This is a genomic window from Fusobacteriaceae bacterium (genome assembly GCA_031272775.1).
Classification (GTDB): Bacteria; Fusobacteriota; Fusobacteriia; order Fusobacteriales; family Fusobacteriaceae; genus JAISST01.
Genome location: JAISTB010000011.1, coordinates 12462 through 31977, shown reverse-complemented (window position 1 = coordinate 31977; position 19516 = coordinate 12462). Strand labels below are relative to the sequence as shown.

The 19516-nt window shown below is 52.9% G+C and carries 19 protein-coding genes; 3 read left to right on the top strand and 16 right to left on the bottom strand.

Annotated elements, in window-relative coordinates:
* Positions 1-111: 111 nt before the first annotated feature.
* Positions 112-411: a DNA-3-methyladenine glycosylase I gene (locus LBQ97_03415; GenBank protein MDR1831770.1), complete on the top strand. Its 300-nt coding sequence runs from the start codon at positions 112-114 to the stop codon at positions 409-411.
* Between the two features lie 48 nt (positions 412-459).
* Here the strand turns inward: LBQ97_03415 and LBQ97_03410 are convergent, their stop codons facing one another.
* The 11 genes from LBQ97_03410 to kdsB form a co-directional block, all read right to left on the bottom strand.
* On the bottom strand, positions 460-1287 hold the full coding sequence (locus LBQ97_03410; GenBank protein MDR1831769.1) for a nucleotidyl transferase AbiEii/AbiGii toxin family protein: 828 nt from the start codon (positions 1285-1287) through the stop codon (positions 460-462).
* Positions 1284-1874, bottom strand: coding sequence for a type IV toxin-antitoxin system AbiEi family antitoxin domain-containing protein (locus tag LBQ97_03405; protein MDR1831768.1), 591 nt, complete (start codon positions 1872-1874; stop codon positions 1284-1286). The genes LBQ97_03410 and LBQ97_03405 overlap by 4 nt, the downstream gene beginning before the upstream one ends.
* A 149-nt stretch (positions 1875-2023) precedes the next feature.
* The gene (rny, locus tag LBQ97_03400; GenBank protein MDR1831767.1) at positions 2024-3589 is read right to left on the bottom strand and encodes a ribonuclease Y; all 1566 of its coding nucleotides are present in this window, start codon (positions 3587-3589) and stop codon (positions 2024-2026) included.
* Positions 3590-3683: 94 nt separating this feature from the next.
* Positions 3684-4031, bottom strand: a complete 348-nt coding sequence (locus tag LBQ97_03395) for an STAS domain-containing protein (protein ID MDR1831766.1) — start codon at positions 4029-4031, stop codon at positions 3684-3686.
* The gene (locus tag LBQ97_03390; GenBank protein ID MDR1831765.1) at positions 4031-4426 is read right to left on the bottom strand and encodes an ATP-binding protein; all 396 of its coding nucleotides are present in this window, start codon (positions 4424-4426) and stop codon (positions 4031-4033) included. The genes LBQ97_03395 and LBQ97_03390 overlap by 1 nt, the downstream gene beginning before the upstream one ends.
* A gap of 82 nt (positions 4427-4508) precedes the next feature.
* Positions 4509-4952 (bottom strand): hypothetical protein, encoded by a 444-nt coding sequence (locus LBQ97_03385; protein ID MDR1831764.1) that lies wholly within the window; start codon positions 4950-4952, stop codon positions 4509-4511.
* Between the two features lie 45 nt (positions 4953-4997).
* On the bottom strand, positions 4998-5900 hold the full coding sequence (gene miaA / locus LBQ97_03380) for a tRNA (adenosine(37)-N6)-dimethylallyltransferase MiaA (GenBank protein MDR1831763.1): 903 nt from the start codon (positions 5898-5900) through the stop codon (positions 4998-5000).
* Between the two features lie 8 nt (positions 5901-5908).
* A complete protein-coding gene (gene obgE, locus LBQ97_03375; protein ID MDR1831762.1) occupies positions 5909-7204 on the bottom strand; it encodes a GTPase ObgE in 1296 nt (431 codons plus the stop codon).
* Between the two features lie 24 nt (positions 7205-7228).
* The gene (locus LBQ97_03370; GenBank protein MDR1831761.1) at positions 7229-8656 is read right to left on the bottom strand and encodes an MATE family efflux transporter; all 1428 of its coding nucleotides are present in this window, start codon (positions 8654-8656) and stop codon (positions 7229-7231) included.
* Positions 8657-8709: 53 nt separating this feature from the next.
* The gene (locus LBQ97_03365) at positions 8710-10287 is read right to left on the bottom strand and encodes a SpoIID/LytB domain-containing protein (protein MDR1831760.1); all 1578 of its coding nucleotides are present in this window, start codon (positions 10285-10287) and stop codon (positions 8710-8712) included.
* Positions 10288-10301: 14 nt separating this feature from the next.
* Positions 10302-11042, bottom strand: coding sequence for a 3-deoxy-manno-octulosonate cytidylyltransferase (gene kdsB / locus LBQ97_03360; protein ID MDR1831759.1), 741 nt, complete (start codon positions 11040-11042; stop codon positions 10302-10304).
* A gap of 183 nt (positions 11043-11225) precedes the next feature.
* Here kdsB and LBQ97_03355 point away from each other — a divergent pair, with 183 nt between their 5' ends.
* Positions 11226-12104 carry a pyridoxamine kinase gene (locus tag LBQ97_03355; protein ID MDR1831758.1) on the top strand — a complete coding sequence of 293 codons (879 nt, stop codon included), beginning with the start codon at positions 11226-11228 and terminating at the stop codon, positions 12102-12104.
* A gap of 35 nt (positions 12105-12139) precedes the next feature.
* On the opposite strand, the gene LBQ97_03350 is transcribed toward LBQ97_03355, so the two are convergent.
* A complete protein-coding gene (locus LBQ97_03350; protein ID MDR1831757.1) occupies positions 12140-12550 on the bottom strand; it encodes an Rrf2 family transcriptional regulator in 411 nt (136 codons plus the stop codon).
* 392 nt (positions 12551-12942) lie between these two features.
* Between LBQ97_03350 and LBQ97_03345 the strand changes: the two genes are divergently transcribed.
* Positions 12943-14295 carry a glucose-6-phosphate isomerase gene (locus tag LBQ97_03345; GenBank protein ID MDR1831756.1) on the top strand — a complete coding sequence of 451 codons (1353 nt, stop codon included), beginning with the start codon at positions 12943-12945 and terminating at the stop codon, positions 14293-14295.
* Positions 14296-14300: 5 nt separating this feature from the next.
* On the opposite strand, the gene LBQ97_03340 is transcribed toward LBQ97_03345, so the two are convergent.
* The 4 genes from LBQ97_03340 to LBQ97_03325 form a co-directional block, all read right to left on the bottom strand.
* Entirely contained in the window at positions 14301-15371 is a 1071-nt protein-coding gene (locus LBQ97_03340; GenBank protein ID MDR1831755.1) for an FAD-dependent oxidoreductase, read from the bottom strand.
* Between the two features lie 100 nt (positions 15372-15471).
* The gene (metF, locus tag LBQ97_03335) at positions 15472-16344 is read right to left on the bottom strand and encodes a methylenetetrahydrofolate reductase [NAD(P)H] (protein ID MDR1831754.1); all 873 of its coding nucleotides are present in this window, start codon (positions 16342-16344) and stop codon (positions 15472-15474) included.
* Between the two features lie 18 nt (positions 16345-16362).
* A complete protein-coding gene (metE, locus tag LBQ97_03330; protein ID MDR1831753.1) occupies positions 16363-18612 on the bottom strand; it encodes a 5-methyltetrahydropteroyltriglutamate--homocysteine S-methyltransferase in 2250 nt (749 codons plus the stop codon).
* Between the two features lie 69 nt (positions 18613-18681).
* On the bottom strand, positions 18682-19455 hold the full coding sequence (locus tag LBQ97_03325; GenBank protein MDR1831752.1) for a MetQ/NlpA family ABC transporter substrate-binding protein: 774 nt from the start codon (positions 19453-19455) through the stop codon (positions 18682-18684).
* Between the last annotated feature and the right edge of the window lie 61 nt (positions 19456-19516).

The window sequence follows — 19516 nt, the reverse complement described above, 5'->3', positions numbered from 1 at the left end:
ACCCTGGCGCAAAACCTAGGCGTCCCCTGCTTCAAGCACAAGACATTGCGGGATTTGGACAGGACTATGGGGATTTTGAGCGGGAAGATTAAAGTAGAGTAACAAGGAGCAATACATGTCCGCAACAGGCTGAAGGTGCAATCCGTCATAACCAACGCCCGAGCGACGCTGAAATTGGGTTCGCTTTCGGATTTAATTTGGCGCTATGTGGACGGCAAGCCCATTGTCAACGCCTGGCAGACAGGCTATGAAATGCCGGCGAAAACGGGGCTTTCCGACCGAATCAGCAAGGACATGAAGAAACTCGGCTTCAAGTTTGTCGGCAGCACAATCATTTACTCCTTTTTGCAGGCTGTGGGCGTGGTGAATGACCATATCGTGGATTGCGCGTTCCGGGGAGAGCTGCGATAGCCCTTTGATCTGGATGTACCGGAAGAAGAACGATTCCCATCATCAATATCACAGCGTTTCATTGAGCTTTCGAAGCGAATTAACAGCCATTTCCCAAGAAAGGTCGGCGGCGTAGCTGTAATTTTTCTGGTAGCGGTTCCAGAGATCAATCAATACCTGACTTGTTGCAATCCGTTGTATGGAGGTAGAGGCATCTGCCATCTGGGTGAACGTCCCCCTCTTTTTTGATGTATTGACCAACGCCATACGAAACGTGTCTGCATCAATTTTTTGTGTTCCGGTTAAAACATAAATGTCGTAAAAGTCCCGCATCCGGGAATTGGTTACACCGCGACTGACAATAGTTTCAAATTTTTCTGCCAAAACAGTTTCGAGATTATAGGCAAAGATGCTGATAGACCTGTTCTCAAACATAAGCTTATAGCTGTATTCGATTTCTCCCGGCGTGATAAAATCGCCAGTCGTAATATCAATGTGCATGATTTGACGGGTCTTATCCAGAAGGGCGTCAATCGAAACGCGGTAACCAGGATATTCGGCTTCTTCACGCATTTCCTCAATTTTTCGATAGGAAAAAACAACGTTATCTTTGATGGAGACGCTCAGAATATCCTCAAAGATTTCTTTGATTTGGGCTTCAGTCAACGATTTTCCCTTGATAGTTACGTCCATGTCCATCGTGGTTCTTGTATTCATTCCAACGATTGCAGCAATGAGCATTCCGCCCTTGAGAATGAAATTTTTGCTGTATTTCGAAAAAGAAACGCGTTCGAGGAAGCGTTCAAGCATAAAATTCCGCAGGATAATCTCTGCGTTCACGTTTTTTTCTTTCGAAAGATTGCGGACAAGCGCCTTCAACTGGGTTGATGTTTTCATAAGAGAACCTCCATATAGCTTCTAAGCAGCTTGGCGACGCAAAAAATATCCGCAATTTCCATGAGGACGTTCAGGTTCTTGTCGCGTCGCGTCACATAACGCCTCATCGCGTCAGTTACAATGGCGCCATCCATCTGATTGCGGCTGCGGATGCAATCGCAGATTGTTCGCTCAAGACCATAAACTGTGACTGTATTACCGAACATCGTCTTGGCTCTCACAGCACCGATCTCATGCAATTCCCTTTTCACAGTGAAGACACGTAACCCGTCGTCCAATAATCTTGTTTTGTTGTAACCGGTTGGAGCAGTCACGGTATAACAGAGTGGATCACGATCAGTGAGGTCGTGGAGAAACAAGGCTGTTTCGTGGGAATAAATGATTTTTGGGCGTCTCAATTGCGCCACATACATTTTGTCAAGGAACTCATCAGGCAGAAGATAGACGCCATGTGCTACCCGTTCCAATTCTCCGGCATTGGTCAATAACCGCAATCGCTCGTTCGATACGCCGACGACTTTGGCTTGCGCCGTGGTAAAAGTCCCGCCATTTTGCGATAAGATATTCCGTAATTCATTTGATAACATAATAACCGCCGCCTTGATTTTGGTGCTTACATTATAACTAAAACTTGCATAAAAGTCAAGAGTCTTTTTTGATTCTCAATCGTGTATTACAAAAAAGACCGGCAATAAACCGGCCTTTTTGATTCTTTTGATTTTCTCTTGCTCCGCCGTCATCTCGCGTAATCGATGGCGCGCGTCTCCCGCAGCACCGTTACCTTGATCTGGCCCGGATACTGCATGGTTTCTTCGACTTTCTTGGCCACGTCGCGGGCCATCTTGGTCGCCGCGTCGTCGGACACCTCGTCGGGGTTGATGACGATCCGGATTTCCCGTCCCGCCTGGATCGCGTAGGACGATTCCACGCCCGTAAAGGAGTTGGCGATTTCCTCGAGGTCCTTGAGCCGCTTGAGGTAAGCGGTCAGGGTCTCCCGGCGCGCTCCCGGTCTGGATGCGGATACGGCGTCGGCCGCCTGCACGAGGATCGATTCCACGGTCTCAAATTCCACTTCGTTGTGATGCGCCATAACGGCGTTGATTACTTCGGGTTTTTCGCCGAATTTCTTGAGGAATTCCCCGCCGATCATGGCGTGGGAATATTCGTTGTCGCTGTCGAGGATCTTCCCGATATCATGGAGTAACCCGGCCCGTTTCGCCAGTTTGACGTCTCCCTTGATTTCGCTGGCCAGCGTGCTTGCCAGTTTCGCGACCTCGATGGAGTGGGTCAATACGTTTTGCCCGTAACTTGTCCGGTACTTGAGTCTACCCAGATTTTTAATGATCTCGGGATGCACGCCCGTGATTCCCACTTCAAGGACCGCTTCCTCACCGGCGTTAACGATTTCCTTGTCAATTTCCTTCTGGGCCTTGTTGACGATTTCCTCAATCTTGCCGGGGTGAATCCGGCCGTCGGTGATCAGACGCTCAATGGCGATCCTGGCCACTTCACGCTTGACGCCGTCGAAGCTCGAGAGCACAACGGCCTCGGGCGTATCGTCGATGATGATATCGACGCCGGTCAGCGCCTCGATTGTCCGGATATTCCGGCCTTCACGGCCGATGATGCGCCCTTTCATTTCGTCATTGGGGAGGTTTACGACGGATACGGTGGCGTCTACGACGTATTCCGAAGCCGCTTTGCTGATGGCCGTGGCGAGAACGCGCTTGGACATCTTTTCTTTTTCCTGCTCAAGGATGCTTTCGTATTCTTTGATGGCGACCGCCGTGTCGTGGACGAGATCTTCCTTCAGTTTGGCGATGAGGATATCTCTGGCCTCGTTGCGGGACAGTCCCGAGATCCGTTCCAGTTCCGTTTCCTGCCGGAGGCGCATCTGGTCGATCTCTTCTTTCTTTTTTTCCAGTTGTTCCGTGGTCTTTTCCAGTTCTTTCGTCCGCTCGTCGGCTTTTTCGATCTTCCCGTCGAGGATTTCTTCCTTCCGGACGAGTCTTGTCTCCCTTTGGGCCAGTTCATTTTTGGAGTTTTTGATCTCCCGGTCGGCCTCTTCTTTCAACCGCAGCAATTCGTCTTTTGTCTTGAGTTCGATTTCTTTGCTTCTCGCGTGAGCGTCCTGCTCCGCTTTTTCCGTGATATCCTTTGCCTTCAGTTTCGCTTTCTGAACTTCGTCCTCCAGGTTGTTCAGCCGCCGGATCTCCTTGTCAATGGACATCTTTTTGAACAACAACCCGAAAATTACGCAGAGACCCAGGACGACGGGCCCTACAAGCACAATATAATTCATCATTTATCCTTTCTCCATTTTCTCTCCTAATCGGATTTTGACATATCAGAATACGTACGAAAAGTACGCGATAGTTTCGATCGTTTTGGATTTATTATTTGAAACTTTCGAGGGCTTCCTCCTCGGTTTCGTATATTTCGAAAATCTCATCGAGTCCGATCATTTCGAATATACCTTTGACGTGGTCGTTGAGTTTGATCAGTTTGATGTTTCCGCCCAGTTCTTTGACTGTCTTCAGTTTCCCTCTCAAAATACCCATTGCCAAACTATTGATGTGTTCCAATTGCTCAAAATCGATGATAAAATTCTTGTAGTCCTCTTCTTCCAGTTTTGTCAAGCGTTCCTTGAGTCTGGGAGCAACGAGCGCGTCCAGTTCCCCGATCACTTTCAGAATTTTGATTTTTCCCGCAGTTTTTTCGCTTATGTCAAATTCTGTATGCATTATATGACCTCCCGAATTTTCTTTTTGAATCTGAAACAAGTACCGTTTTCTTTTTTTTCGATGACAAAGGTGTCGGCAATGTTTCTGGCGATCTGAAGCCCCAAACCGCCCTCCTCTTTGCTGAGCTTGCTGTCATCAAAGCCGATTCCGTTGTCCTCCACAACCAGGGAAATCTCATGCTCTTCTTTTTCGATCCGGATAATGATATTTCCGCGGCTGTACTTGTATCCATGCTCCACGACATTGGTCGACAGTTCATCAATTACCGTGAGCAACTGGAAAGAATCGTGTTTGTCCACGTGCTCGTGCTCGAAGTATGCCTTCAGCATTGCCCTGATGATTGAAACGTTTTGCAGGGAAGAAGGAATCGTTATCTTGATCTCATTTTCCTTCATCGTTTGTCTCCTTTCCTCCATAGGATCACAGGTTTCCCGTAATCCTCATACCCGGTGGATGGCAGTCTGTTTTCCTTCTTGCTCATTTTTTCGTAAAATCCCTGATTTTCCATCTGCCGTTTTTGAGTACAAACCTGATGTCATAATATTCCGTATGGGTCAGATAGTTGAGTCCCATCACAAGAGATGCCTGGTCCCGGTCGAATTCGGGCTCTCCCAGAAAGACCTGCAGGCGCTCGAAAGGAATCTCGCGCAAGCGTTTCCGGATCAGCAGGTTTTTCGGCGAAGCGGTCAGGGAACGCCTGAGCGTTCCGGAATCCCCCCGCGCAAGCCCGGTCTGGATTTCGTCCAGCAGGCGGTACAGCTTGTCATGGGTCGCTATTTCGTTTTGAAACGTGTTTTGAAGTTTGGCGTTTTGTATACCGGCCGTCCCCGCGCATCCCGCCAAAAACAGGAAAAGCAGGAGAACCGGCGGAAAAAAATGTATTATGCTGGATTTTTCCTTTTTGAGATTGTGACACGTCATAATTAAATGATACCACATATCGGCGCTTTTATCAAGTGGTCCTTTTTACATTTTGTACATTTTTGCAATTTTTTCCGCGACTTCCCGGTCACTTTCGGTCCCCCGATCATACGGGGTAAAATGAGCGTCGTTGACAAACCACGAGAATTGGCGCTTGGCGTAGTGCCGGGAATTTTTTTTGATGAGCTCCACGGTCTCGGGGAGCGTCATGGCCCCCGCAAGGTAATCGAGAATCTCGGTATAGCCGATAATATTGAGGCTTCGGAGATAGCGGGAGTATTTCGGGCGCAATTTTTCCACCTCTTGCACGAAGCCCCGCGCCATCATTTCATCGACCCGCCGGTCAATCCCGGCATAGAGCGCGTCTCTGTCCATGTGGAGAAAAATCCGCAAAAAAGTCCAGTTGTGCCCCCGGCGATTATTTTTGGAGATTTCGGAAAAGGGTTTTCCCGTCAGCAGAAAAACCTCCAAGGCCCGCTCGACCCGCTTTCTGTTGTTGGCGTGAATGGCCGCCGCCGCTTCGGGATCATGCTTGCGCAAGGCCCCGTAAAGCACTTCGGGAGACATACCCGCCAGCCGTTTCCGGATTTCGGGATTTCCCGGAGGCAGTTCCGCGAAGCCGTCCGCCACTGCCCGGATATAGAGCCCGCTCCCGCCGGTCATAATCATCGGCTTATCTCCCGCCTCCCCTTCGCTCAGAATCCCCGCGACCATCCGCGCGTAATCTCCCGCCGTAAAGCGCGTCGAAAGATCGACGACGTCTATCATATGATGGGGGACGCCCCGTCGTTCAGCCGTTGTAATCTTGGCCGTACCGATATCAAGTCCCCTGTAGATCTGCGCCGAATCGGCCGAAATGATTTCTCCGCCGAGCATTTCCGCCAGAAACAGGGAAACGCCGGTCTTACCCACCGCAGTCGGTCCCGCGATGACGATTCCTTTTGTCATAGGCCCCCCTATTCCACGTAATCGAATTCCACGTCGGCAATCCTGACGGAGTCTCCGTTTTGGATTCCGGCGTCCCGCATGGCCTCTTCGAGACCGAGGGATTTCATCATATGCAAAAATGAGATCACGGAATCCCCGTCGGCGTGGATCACATATTTGGCAAGGACGCTGTCCAGAATCCGGCCGCTCACGGTCCAGGTTCCGTCGCTTTCCTTTGTAATCACAAAATCCTCGGGGCTTTCTTTGATTTCCCGCAAAACGCCCTCTATATCGGCTTCTTCCTCCAGTACCTCACGGGGAATGGTCTGCAGCAATTCATAGCATTTGTAGAGTACGGGCTCAATGCCCTTCCCAGCCAGTACGGAAACGGGATAAACCTTGTTCCCCTCTTTTTCCATGGCCTCCCGGAAGGCGACATACCGGGAATTTTCCTCGCCGCCGGGCAGGAGGTCCATCTTGTTGGCGAGGACCAGACAGGGCTTTTCCGAGAGCTTTGCGCTGAATTTGGCCAGTTCTCTCGTGATAAGCGCATAGTCTTTCAGCGGATCTCTGCCCTCAAGGCCCGAAATATCCACAAGGTGACAGATGAGCCGGCAGCGCTCGATATGCCTGAGGAATTTGTCCCCGAGGCCCACGCCCTCGTGGGCGCCCTCGATCAGGCCCGGAATATCCGCCACCACAAAGGACCGGCCTTCGGAGAGACGCACGACGCCCAGTTTCGGCTCCAGCGTCGTAAAATGATAATCGGCCACTTTGGATTTGGCGGCGGAAACTTTGTTAATAAAACTGGATTTTCCCACGGAGGGATAGCCCACCAAGGCCACGTCGGCCAAAAGTTTGAGCTCGAGGCGGATTTTGAGTTCCTGCCCTTCTTTTCCTTTTCCGGCGAGTTTCGGGGCCTGCCGTGTAGGCGTCTTGAAATTGACGTTGCCGGGGCCCCCGGCGCCTCCTTTGAGGAGGATTCTTCTCATTTCCGGGGCGTTCATGTCCAGAAGCAACTTGCCGCTTTCGCTTTCGCGAATCATGGTCCCCACGGGGACTTTGATCACGAGATCCTGTCCCGATTTCCCGTTGCATTGCTTTTTCTGCCCGTTTTCCCCGTTTTGCGCCGAAAAGACCTTCTTGTAGCGGAAATCGATCAGCGTATTGAGATTGGGATCGGCCAGAAAAATGATGTCGCCGCCCTTGCCGCCGTCGCCGCCGTCGGGCCCGCCGAACTGCACAAATTTTTCCCGCCGGAATGAGGCGGAGCCGTCGCCGCCGTTTCCGGCCTTGACGGTAATCACTACTTCGTCGATAAACATGCTTTCTCCTTTTCCCCGGAAGCCTCAGGCGTCCAGATCAAGTTGCACCCCTTCTTCAAAATCGTCGGCCTCATCGACGGGGATGCCCGCCGCTTCCCTTTCCTGCTGCAACTGGCGCAGCTGCTTCATTTCCCGGTACAAAAAAGCCGAAGTCAGAAGCGTCGCGAGAAAATCCGCCGCGGGCGTCGCGAACCAGATTCCCCGCAGACCGAAATACCGCGACAGAATGAGGATACAGGGAACGAGGATGATGACCTGCCGGGAAAGGCTCATGATAATGCTGAAGATGGGCTTTCCCACGGCCTGGAAATAAATGCTCGAAACGACCTGCATGCCAGCGATCGGCAACAGCAGCGACACAATTCTGAGACCCCGGGACGCGATGACCAAAAGTTCGGGGTTGTTGTTGAAAATAAGGATGATCCGCCGGTAAAAGAGCTGGATCAGAATAAAATCCACGGTACAGATCGATACCGAGGCGAAGATCCCTTTGAAGAGCGCTTCCCGCACCCGGTGGTACAGTTTCGCGCCGTAATTGTATCCCAAAATCGGCATCAATCCCTGATTGATCCCGAAAATGGGCATCGTCATAAACATAATGATGGCCTGGGTAATGGCGATGGCCCCTACGCCCAGGTCCCCGCCGTATTTGCTCATGCTGCTGTTGAAGGCATAGTTGACGCAGCTCGCGCCCAGCTGCAACAGGAACGGCGCGGCGCCGATCATGAGGGCGCGTTTCGTCAAGTCCGGAAAAATCCGGATATACTGCGGTCTGAGCTTGATCCCCGAAAGGGGCGAGCAGAAATAATAGACGGTCCAGGCAGCCGAGACGTACTGGGAAATGATCGTGGCCACGGCGGCGCCCCGGACGCCCATGCCGAAACTGAAAATAAAGATCGGATCGAGAACGATATTCGTCACGGCCCCGATCAGCATGGTCATCATGGCCTTTTTCGGATTCCCGTCGGCCCGGATGGCCGCATTCAACGTAAAACTCAGAATAGCGCCCGGACAGCCGAGGCAAATAACGGACAGGTATTCCCGCGTATAAACGCCGATATTCTCGCTGGCGCCCAAAAAGGGGATAATCCTGCCGAGGTTGAGGTAAATGCCCGCGCCGATCACGACCGAGACCAGGAGCCCGAGGGCTGTGGCGTTTCCGAGGAAGCGCTCCGCCGTATCTCTTTCCTTTCGCCCGATGGAGAGCGAAATGTTGTTGCCCGAACCGAGGCCGATCAACACGGAAAAGGCAAAGGAGATCACCATGACGGGAAAGGCGATGCCGACTCCCGCGATGGCGTTATGTCCGACGTTTTCCATTCTTCCGATATAAATTCTGTCTACGATGTTATATAAGGCATTTACCACCATGCCGATAATCGCGGGCAGGGAAAACTGAAAAAGCAGTTTGCCCACTTTCTCACTGCCCATAAATTTATGCTTGCTTGACACTGTACTCCCCCCATGAATCAATTGCTTTGTTCCGGTCGCGGGATTTCCGCTCTCTACCAGACGTAATTGGCCGCTTCGATAAAGCCCGAAGAGGCCGAAAAATACTTGGCGTCGGCGGGTTTTTCATTCCAGATCAGGACCTCGCCCGCAGTAGCCTCAATGGCCCGGTATGACTCTTCATTTTCCAGTTGATTGTTGTAGACCTGGCTTTCCACGGTATCTTTCACATGAAAGCCCTCGCTTTTGTAGCGGAATTTGAGAAAATCGCTGAGGGCATAGGTCCTTGCCGCCACAGCCTGCGCCTTCAGGGCTTCTACGCCGAAATTTTTGGGCATTTCACTCGGCAGCACCTGTTTCAAATAATCTTCGATATGGACGTCGTTGATGACCCGGACGGCGTTGCCAACGGCCCGCAACTCCATGACGCCGCGGTAGCCGGGATTGGCCGTATGGGCTTTGCGGATCCCCGTCAGCGTCAGGTAGGTTCCCTTGGCCGTAACGATCACCGGGTGGGCGGTTTTGACCCTGTGTTGCCCGTCGACGGCGATGGAGAGCTTCCCGCCTTCGGTTTTCGCCTGGATGCGGCCGCCCCCTTTGACGTTGATGGAAAAGCCCTGTCCCTTGATCGACATGGCGCCCGAACTGGTGAGATTTACGCTCGAGTGGGCGAGACCGCCGCCGGCGTTGCTTACGCCGACCCGGATGTTTTTGCTGACGCCCGCGATCTTATACATATTGCTGAGTTGTGTTCCGGGGTAATAGCGTTTCAACACGTCCCGGTAGGAATAATTGTGGTTTTCGGTCAGATCGAAGGCCGCGTACTGCGACATGCCCACGCCGTGGCCGTTGCCGCCGCCATAGATCGCATAGCCCCCGGCCGTTTTCTCAATGGCGCAATAGGCCGAAGGCAAAAGCGCCATATTGACCCGGTAGGGCGTATCGCCGTAGATGCCGTCGCCGCCCCTGGCGCCGTAGAGATTGATGTCCCGGGTCGAACCCGTATTGGACTTGTTCGGCGCGAAGAGCCGCCGCACACTGATTTCCTTGGCAAGCAGGAATGTGTTTTCGCTGGTCTTTATGACAAGGTAAATGATGACGCCCGATTTTCCACGGGCAGCGACCTCCACGGAACGGACGTCGCCGATGTCGCCGCGCCCGAAGGAACGATTGACCCAGTCGCCGCCCGAGAGCAGGTACACGTCCCGGGGTCTTGTCCGCAGGAGATTCAGCAGTCCGTTTGTGACGGCGGCTTCGAATTCGGCTTCCGTAAAGCCGACCTTCCAGCGCCAGTAGGCCGTATTGTCGCCGACGCCCCGAACATTGAGGTCTTTGTAGAAGCGCAGGGCCCTGTCTTCGTCGTATGTCGCGAAAAACTCATAACCGGAACCCGCGGCCACTTCCTTTTCCGGGACGAGATAGTCCACGGGAGCGCCCCGGAAGGCGTCGGGGACAGGCAGATTGTTTTTGCGGAACCAACTGTAGTCCGGCTGGTAAGAAGCCGCCGAAAAGCTCATGTCGACGGGCACATAGGATCTGCCGGCGCTGCCGGACCGTCCGGTCCCGCCGCAAGCGGTCAGAAGCAACATGATGAGCGCCGCCGTCGCCAGGCGGATAACGCTTTCTTTTTTCATTTTTCCTCCCTTGTTTATGATATCGCCAAATGGTTTTTTTCGATATATTCTCTGACGCGCGCCAATTCTTCGGCCGTATCGACGCCGATGAGCCGGTGGGTCGTTTCGACAACCTTGATCGGAACGCCGTTCTCGAGGACACGCAACTGTTCGAGGGATTCTGCGCCTTCGAGGGGCGTCGGCGCCATGGCCGCGTACTCAAGGACAAAGGTTCGCTTGTAGCCGTAGATTCCGATATGCTTGTAATACGCGACCCGCTCCGCGACCCGCGGATAGGGGACGGGACTCCTTGAAAAATACAGGGCCCGGTCGTTTTTGTCCGTCACGACCTTGACGGCGTTGGGATTTTGGATTTCCACGGGATCCGTCAATTTATGCCGGAGCGTGCACATCAGGAGCTCCGGCTCCTCCCGGAAGGCCGAGATCACGAGATCAATCATGGCCGGTTCGATCAAAGGCTCGTCGCCTTGCACGTTGACGATTACGTCAAAATCCGGGTATTTTTCGCAGACTTCCGCGATGCGGCTCGTGCCGTTGGCGTGATCGGCCCTTGTCATCACGCATTTGCCGCCGAAAGCGCTTGCGGCCTCATAAATCAATTCGCTGTCCGTGGCGATCAGCACCTCGTCCAGACCCGATTTTGCCGCTCGTTTATAGACCCACTCGATCATCGGATGTCCGCAGATATCCGCGAGGGGCTTTCCGGGCAGGCGGGTAGAGGCGTAACGCGCCGGAATGACGCCTAAAAATTTCACAGAACCCTCCTTAGAAACGGAACTTTTCAATTCACCTCCTATTATACGCTTTTTTTCTATAAAAATGAAGCAAAAAGTAAAATCCCGCGGCCCTGTGAATTTTCGCTTTTTTAATGGCGGATCCCGGAAAAATATGATATAATACAAGATAATCACAATAAACGAAAAGGAAGTTTTCCCGCAATGCACAAAAATATTCTTTTGATCAACGATATGCCGGGATACGGGAAAGTCGCCCTGGGCGCCATGATTCCCATACTCTCGGCCATGGGCCATTATATCCACAACCTGCCGACGGCGCTGGTTTCCAATACGCTGGATTACGGCAAATTTGAAATTCTTGAAACGACGGAGTACATGCGGCGCTCCATCGTCGTCTGGAACGAGCTGGGCTTTACCTTTGACTGCCTCTGCACGGGATTTCTCGTGACGGAGGAGCAGGTGGACATCATCCGGGCCTTTGCCGATGAGGAAAAAAACAAGAATCTGCTCGTGATTTCGGATCCCATCATGGGCGATTACGGCAAACTCTACAACGGGGTCGACGAAAGCCGTATCGGCATCATGCGAAAACTGATCGCCAGGGCCGATATCGTGATCCCCAATCTGACCGAAGCCTGTTTTTTGACCGGGCTTCATGCGGGCAAGACGGAAATCGCCGAGAGCGACATCAAGACTCTCATAGAAGGCGTCCGGGCGCTGGGCCCCAAATCCGTCGTCGTGACCAGCATAGCCCTCAAAGGGAAGAAAGAACGGGTTGTCGGCGTTTACGACCACAAGCTGGACCGGACATTCTGCCTGCCCTACGCCCACGTGCCGGTTGTCGTACCGGGAACCGGGGACATCTTTTCGGCCGTCATGACGGGAAAGCTCCTGAACGGCGATCCGCTGGTAGAGGCTGTACGGATGGCCATGGGGGCCGTACGCTTTTTGATCGACCACAGCCTTTCGAGCAAGGACACTTTCCGTGGGCTGCTTATTGAAAAGTTTATCACTTCCATTGAGGATATCTCAAAAATTACAGAGCTCAATGAAGACATCCGGGAAATCCGGCAGGGATAAAAAAAAGGGCAAAGCCCTTTTTTTATCCCCGTTTCTTACTTGCTTTTTTTGATGAATTCGTTGAAGGTCACGCCGCCGAGTCCTTTGATAAACTCTTTTTCGATACCGTTGATCGCCTTTCCGATCCCCGATTTTTCGTATCTGTCGCTGCACGCCCCTTTTACCGCGATGCCCGCCGAGATATTGATTTTGTCTTCGATGGCTTCAATGACGTCTTTCAGAGATACTTTCCGCGCGTCTTTTTTGAGCCGGTAGCCGCCTCTGGAACCCTTGAACACTTCCACGATACCGGCGTCAGCTAATTTTTTCAAAATTCTCAAGCCGAACAGGTGCGGTATTTTTTCATTATTGGAAATTTCAACTGAGGAGATGATCTTCCCTTTCGGTGCGTTTGCAAGGTAATGGATCGTCCGAAAACCATACTCAACTTCATTTGTTAGTTTCATTTTTCTATCCTCCATAAAGTTAATAAGCTGTACTTTGATTGTACCATTATCACAGCGATCTTGTCAAATATTTTTATGATTTTTTTAAAATTTCGTGCATTTTTTCAGTTTACAATACCGAAGATATCGTGTATAATAAGTCGGGAAGCAAAGCGCCGATTTTCGCGGAACATAGCGAAACCAGGCAATACGGCGGGGTTCGGGCGCACAAAACGTTCTGATTTTTGACCGATCTTAAAAAATAAATCGCCGGATAAGTTTCACAAAATTTTGCAAACTGTTTTCATTTGTGACAAATAAAATGTTGTCCGTCACAGATAATTGTAACTAAACCAAATCTTTGCTATTTTCAAACGCGTATCTCATTTTACGAAAAGACCGAAGGAGGCTTTATGAAAACGTTAACATTGGATTACGGCAGCGCCCTGAATTTCCTCAGCGAAGAAGAAATCCTGATGATGGAGGCCCAAGTGGCGGCGGCCCACGGGGCCATCCATGAAAAATCCGGCGCGGGTTCCGATTTTCTGGGCTGGGTCGATTTGCCGAAAAACTATGACAAGGCTGAAGCGACACGGATCCGGAAAGCGGCGGAAAAAATCCGGAAAGACTCCGACGCCCTGATCGTCACGGGGATCGGCGGTTCCTACCTCGGCGCCCGAGCGGCCATTGATTTCCTCTCCCACAGTTTTTACAACAATCTCCCCGCGGCAAAGCGCAAAACGCCTGAAATCTACTACGCGGGCAACAACATTTCCCCCGCGTATCTCGCGGACCTGCTCGATCTTCTGGAGGGAAAGGACTGGTCCGTCAATGTGATCTCAAAATCCGGGACGACGACGGAACCCGCGATCGCCTTCCGCATTCTCAAAGACGCCCTCGTCAAAAAATACGGCGCGGAAGAAGCCCGCAAGCGGATTTACGCGACGACGGACAAAGCCCGGGGGGCGCTCAAAAATACCGCGACGGAAGAAGGATACGAATCTTTTGTGATCCCCGACGACGTCGGCGGACGTTTTTCCGTTCTGACCGCCGTGGGCCTGCTCCCCATCGCTTGCGCGGGCATCGATATTACGAAACTCCTCAAGGGGGCCGCCGACGCGGCAAAAGACTGCGCCAAGCCCCTCGCGGAAAATCCCTGTTATCGCTATGCGGCGATACGGAATATCCTCTATCGCAAGGGGAAAACCGTGGAAATGCTGATCAATTTTGAACCGAGACTGCACTACATCGGCGAATGGTGGAAACAATTGTTCGGGGAATCCGAGGGCAAAGACAAAAAGGGGATTTTCCCGGCGGCGGCGGATTTCAGCACCGATCTTCATTCCATGGGTCAGTACATCCAGGACGGCCTCCGGAATCTCTTCGAGACCGCGATCCTCATTGATACGCCATCTCGGGATATCGCGCTGGGAAAAGAAAAAACAGACCTTGACGGTCTGAATTACCTCGCGGGAAAAGGAATGGATTTTGTCAATAAAAAAGCCGCGGCCGGGACCCGTCTGGCCCATACGGACGGCGGCGTTCCCAATCTTGTGATCACGCTCAATGAAGCGAGTCCCTACAGCCTCGGCTATCTGCTGTATTTCTTTGAAAAGGCCTGCGGAATCAGCGGCTATTTGCTGGGCGTCAATCCCTTCAACCAGCCCGGCGTCGAATCCTACAAGAAAAACATGTTCGCGCTTTTGGGAAAAAAGGGCTATGAAAAGGAAAAAAAGGCCCTTGAGGCGAGATTGACTCAAAAGTAAAGCGCTTAGAGTTCCGGATCGGCGTGAATTCCCGTGCGGAGAAGGACGCTCCGGATCCACGGCGTATAGAGCAGTTTGGACTTGAGAAATTTCATCCGGATGTCTGTCGTGATGGACTTGCAGGCGGAGGCGTATTTGGCGATCCCCGTATCGAGGCCGTATTTATTGAGGTTTTTGGCGAGCAGCCAGCCGCTTTTGAGCGCGTAGCTGATCCCTTCGGAAGAGCTGGGACTGATGAATCCCGCGGCCTCCCCTACGAGACCGAAGCTACCGTGCCCGATGAACTGCGTTTCCCAGCGGGGTCGTTTGAGAAATGTCCCCTCCTCCCGGATCAGATCGCCGAGAACGCCTTCCTTTTCCCGGACAGAAGCCTCCAGAAGATCGAATTTTTCCCGGATGTTCTTTCCTTGGGGGAAGACGCTCCCCAAAAGCACCTCGTCTTCCTTGGGGATTACCCAGGAATAATAGTCGTTGATCCGGCTGTCGAGGATCGCGAAAAATTCCTTCATGGGCGCGGCTTTTTTGTAGCGTTTCTGGATGGAAACGCAGATGTTTTTGATGTTGGGCACGATCTCCCGGGCCACTTGGGAATTGGCGCCGTCGGCCCCCACGAGGACCTTTGTCTCGGCGTATTTGAGGATGCCTCCGGTCCGGTAGCGGATCCGGTAGGTCCGGTTGTTGATCCGTTGAAAATCATGATAAGTCGAACCCCGAGTCACCGTGAGGTTCGATTTTTCATTTTCGCTGCGGCTCAGCAGATAGTCGTCCAGCTTTTCCCGGTCGATATTGAGGTAGCCCTTGAAGAAGCGCCGGCTCTGCCCGCTGTCCCGGTCGAGGACCCGCACATGAAAGATCTGGGGATCGACGAGGATGGACGTCGGCAGTCCGTAGCCCAACGAGGACAACAATCCCTGGGCCGTCTCGTTCAAGAGCCCGCCGCAGGACTTGATCCGCTGCGGATCCGCGCCGTAATCCCGTTTTTCCAGCAGCAAAACGCGGTATTTCGGGTCGATGAAATACGAAAATACCGCTCCCGCCGGACCTCCTCCAATCACAATGATATCATATTTTTCCATAGTGTCCTCCCGCATCGTTCGTCATGCCTTGGATTTATATAAGCATTATATAACGAATCCCGCGATTTGGCAACAATTTTCACAGGAAAAAGACCGGGGCTTATTTCCGGTAATTCCGGATCCGTACGTAATCGGCGATACTTTCGGCGATATCAGGCTGATTCATCGTATAAATGTGGATGCCGTCGACGCCCTTGCGCAGCAATTCCCGGGCTTGCCGGGCCGCGTATTCGATGCCGGCCTTCCGCAGGGAGATGCTGTCGTGTTCGTAGCGGTACAGCAACTTGATGACCCCCGAAGGCAGGGAAACGCCGCACATGAAAATCATCCGCTCAATCTGCTGTCGACCGAGAATCGGCATGATTCCCGCGGAAATGGGCTTGGTGACGCCGCTGGCCCGGGCGATGTCCAAAAATCGATAAAAAATCTCGTTGTCAAAAAAGAGCTGGGTAATGAAAAAATCAGCGCCCGCTTCCTCCTTCATCCGCAGATGGCGGATATCATCGGAAAAGCGCGGACAGCGGATGTGACCCTCGGGGTAGGCCGCCGCGCCGATGGCAAAGCCCATGTCCGCCGCCCGTATCTGACGGATCAGATCCGAGGCGTGACGGTAGTCATGGCTGGGTGGCGCGTCGGGCACGGGATCCCCCAAAAGGGCGAGGATGTTGTCGATCCCCCTCGCCCGCAATTTCAAAAGAATGTCTTCAATTTCGGCTTTCGTAGCCGAGACGCAGGTCAGGTGGGCCAATGCCGGAATGCCGAAGCCGCTTTCGATATTGGCCGCGATGTCGACGGTCTTTTCCGTCCGTTCCCTGCCGCTGGCGCCGTAGGTCACCGAGACGAAATCGGGGCTGATGGCGGCCAGCTCCCGGATCACGTCGTAAATTTTCGGAATATCCGCGTCTTTTTTCGGCGGAAAAACCTCGAAGGACAGCGTCTGTCTGTCATCGGCGTAGCGCGCGGGTATCAGCAAACGATCATCTCCCCGCGCTCAACGATATTTTTCCCTGAGTTCTTTGGCGGCCGCCACCATATGGGTCAGGGAAGGAATCGTCTCGGCGTAGGCGCGGGTTTTGAGCCCGCAATCAGGATTGACCCAGAAGAGCCTTTTGTCAATGAAGGCCACGGATTTCTCCACAATGGCTTTCATCTCCTCTTCGGAAGGAACCCGTGGCGAATGGATATCATAGACGCCAAGGCCGATGCCGTGGTCATAGTGAACTTTGTCAAATTCGCCGATAATCTCCCCGCGACTCCGGGACGCTTCGATGGAAATGACGTCGGAGTCCATGGCGTAAATATCCGGCAGGATTTCGTTGAATTCCGAATAGCACATATGGGTATGGATCTGGGTTTCGGGCTTCACGTCCTGATTGGTCAGCTTGAAGGCCGCCACGGCCCAGTCGAGGTATTCCCGCTGCTTGCTCTTTTTGAGGGGCAGGCCTTCGCGGAAGGCGGGCTCGTCGATTTGCACGACTTTGACGCCGGCTTTTTCGAGATCGAGCACTTCCTCGTGGAGCGCCAGGGCGATCTGGTAAGCGATTTCCTTTTTCGGGATATCCCGCCGGTAAAAGGACCAGCAGAGAATCGTCACGGGTCCCGTCAGCATCCCTTTGACGGGGCGCTTCGTGAGACTCTGGGCATAGGCGATGGTATCGACGGTCATGGGCTTCGGCCGGGACACGTCGCTATAAATCAGGGGCGGCTTCACATAGCGGCTACCGTAGGATTGCACCCAGCCGTTTTTCGTGAAGGCGAAACCGTCCAGCAATTCGCCGAAGTATTCCACCATGTCGTTCCGCTCGAATTCCCCGTGCACGAGAACATCGATATCGAGCTCCTCCTGCAGGCGGATGACGTCTTCGGCGGCCTTTTTGACAAAATCCAGATATTCCTTTTCCGTCTTGCGGCCGGCCTTGAAGTCGGCCCTGTTTTTCCGAACCTCAGCGGTCTGGGGATACGAGCCTATGGTCGTCGTCGGGAAGAGCGGGAGGTTCAGGATATTTTGCTGCACTATCTGCCGTTCGGCGAAGGGGACCTTGCGGCCGACCTTCTTTTCATCGATGGCGGCGACTTTTTTCTGAACGGCCTCGTTTTTAAAACCGCTCCGAATGGCCTCAAGATCTTGCGCGGGCGGTTCTTTCCCTTCGTTTACGGCGCTTTTGAGGATAGCCAGCTCCCCGAGGCGCTCGTCGGCAAAGGACAAAAGCGCGAGCACCTTGTCATCGAGGGTTCCCTTTTCCTGAGCGAGAGAAACCGGAAGATGGAACAAAGGCGCGGCGTTTGAGAGCACAAGCTCTTCTTTTCCCGCGAGGGCGGCGATTTCTTTGACAAGCGCGAGGGCTTTCCGGTAGTCCGTCTTCCAGACGTCCCGTCCGGCCACAACGCCCGCGACGAGGACCTTATCCTTGGGGAAACCGTATTTTTTGAGATTTTCGAGGTTTTCCCCGTTGACGGAAAAATCGAGACCGATTCCCTGTACCGGCAGTTCCTCCGTGAGTTTTTTGTACTGACTCAGGCTCTCGTAATAGGTCTGCACATAGACGGGGATCGTTAGGCCCCCGGTCAGGTCCTTGTAGAGCGCGATGACCTGATCGGCTTCCGCCGCGCTCAGATCGAAGGTCAGGGCCGGCTCCTCAAGGCGTACGAGGGCGACTCCGGCCTCTTGCAGTTCCGTCAGGATTTGGCGGTAGACGGTCCCCAGGGCTTGCAGCAGCGGGGCAAATTGAGCGGCTTCGTAACCCTTGGAGAGCCGCAGAAACGTGTACGGTCCGATGACGCCGGGAACGGTCTCCACGCCGGCTTTTTCCCTGGCAAAGCGATAATCTTTCAGCGCGATATTTTCTTTCAAGGTAAAGGCGCCTTCGATTTCCGGTACAATGTAGTGGTAATTGCTGTCAAACCATTTTGTCATTTCCGAAGCGGGAGCGCCCGCCGTTCCTCTGGCCACCGCGAAGGTCAGGTCCAGGGGGTCGGCGATATCCCTGAAACGCGCGGGAACAACGTCCAGCGACAACGCCAGATCCAGCATGGAATCGTAAAGGGAAAAATCGTTTGAGCCGATCAGGTCAATACCGGCCGCTTTTTGCCTTTTCAGGCGTTCGAGACGGATTTCTTCCGTCTGCCGGACAAATTCGTCCCGGGGGAGTTTTCCCGCCCAATAGCTTTCCAATGCTTTTTTCAGTTCACGGTTTTCCCCGATCTTGGGGTAACCGAAGGTTGATGTGACGACTTTACTCATATTCCGCACCTCATTCTGTTGGATTTTGTTTTTCGGAGCAAATTACGGCGAAATTATCCGCTTTATCGCTTAAAACGCGGGGAGATACGCGCCTTTGAATTTTTCCAGCATATATTTCCGGACTTTTTCCGACTGATAGTGTTTTACGATGGTCTTGACGTCCTCTCTGTCCTTTTCGGCTGTCCGGACCGCGAATACGTTTACGTAGGGATTGTCCGCGCCCGCTTTCTCGATGAGGATGTTGTCCGTGGCGGGGGCGAGACCGGCCGCAACGGCGTAATTGGCGTTGATCAGAGCCGCGTCGACGTCGCCCAGGGATCTCGGCACTTGGGCCGCGTCAAGTTCGATAAACTGATATTTGTGCGGATTTTCGGCGATGTCGATGACGCCCGCCGTCAGGTTGTTTCTGTCCTTCATTTTGATCAGGCCGTTGTCATGGAGCAAAATCAGCGCCCGCGCGCCGTTGGTGGGGTCGTTGGGCAGCGAAATTTTCGCGCCGTCGGGGATGTCCTTGACGTCTTTGTATTTCTGGGAATATAGAGCGATGGGGCTCACGAAAGTCACGCCCACGTCGACGAGGTCCAGTCCTCTGTCGGCGCAGAATTTCTTCAAAAAGGGAATGTGCTGGAAGGCGTTGGCGTCCAGGGAGCCGTCGGCCAGAGCCAGATTGGGGGACACATAGTCGCTGAATTCCACGATTTCAATTTCAATGCCGTCTTTTTTCAAATCCTCCCGGATAAATTCGAGAATATCGGGATTGGGGATCGGCGTCACGCCGATTTTTACTGGTTTTGCCAGAACGATTGCCGCGAATAAAGTACATGCCAGAATCAATTTTTTCATTTTTTCCTCCATAAATTCAGTTTATTTTATCATTTTTTGGCCAAAATAAAACGGGTTCGCC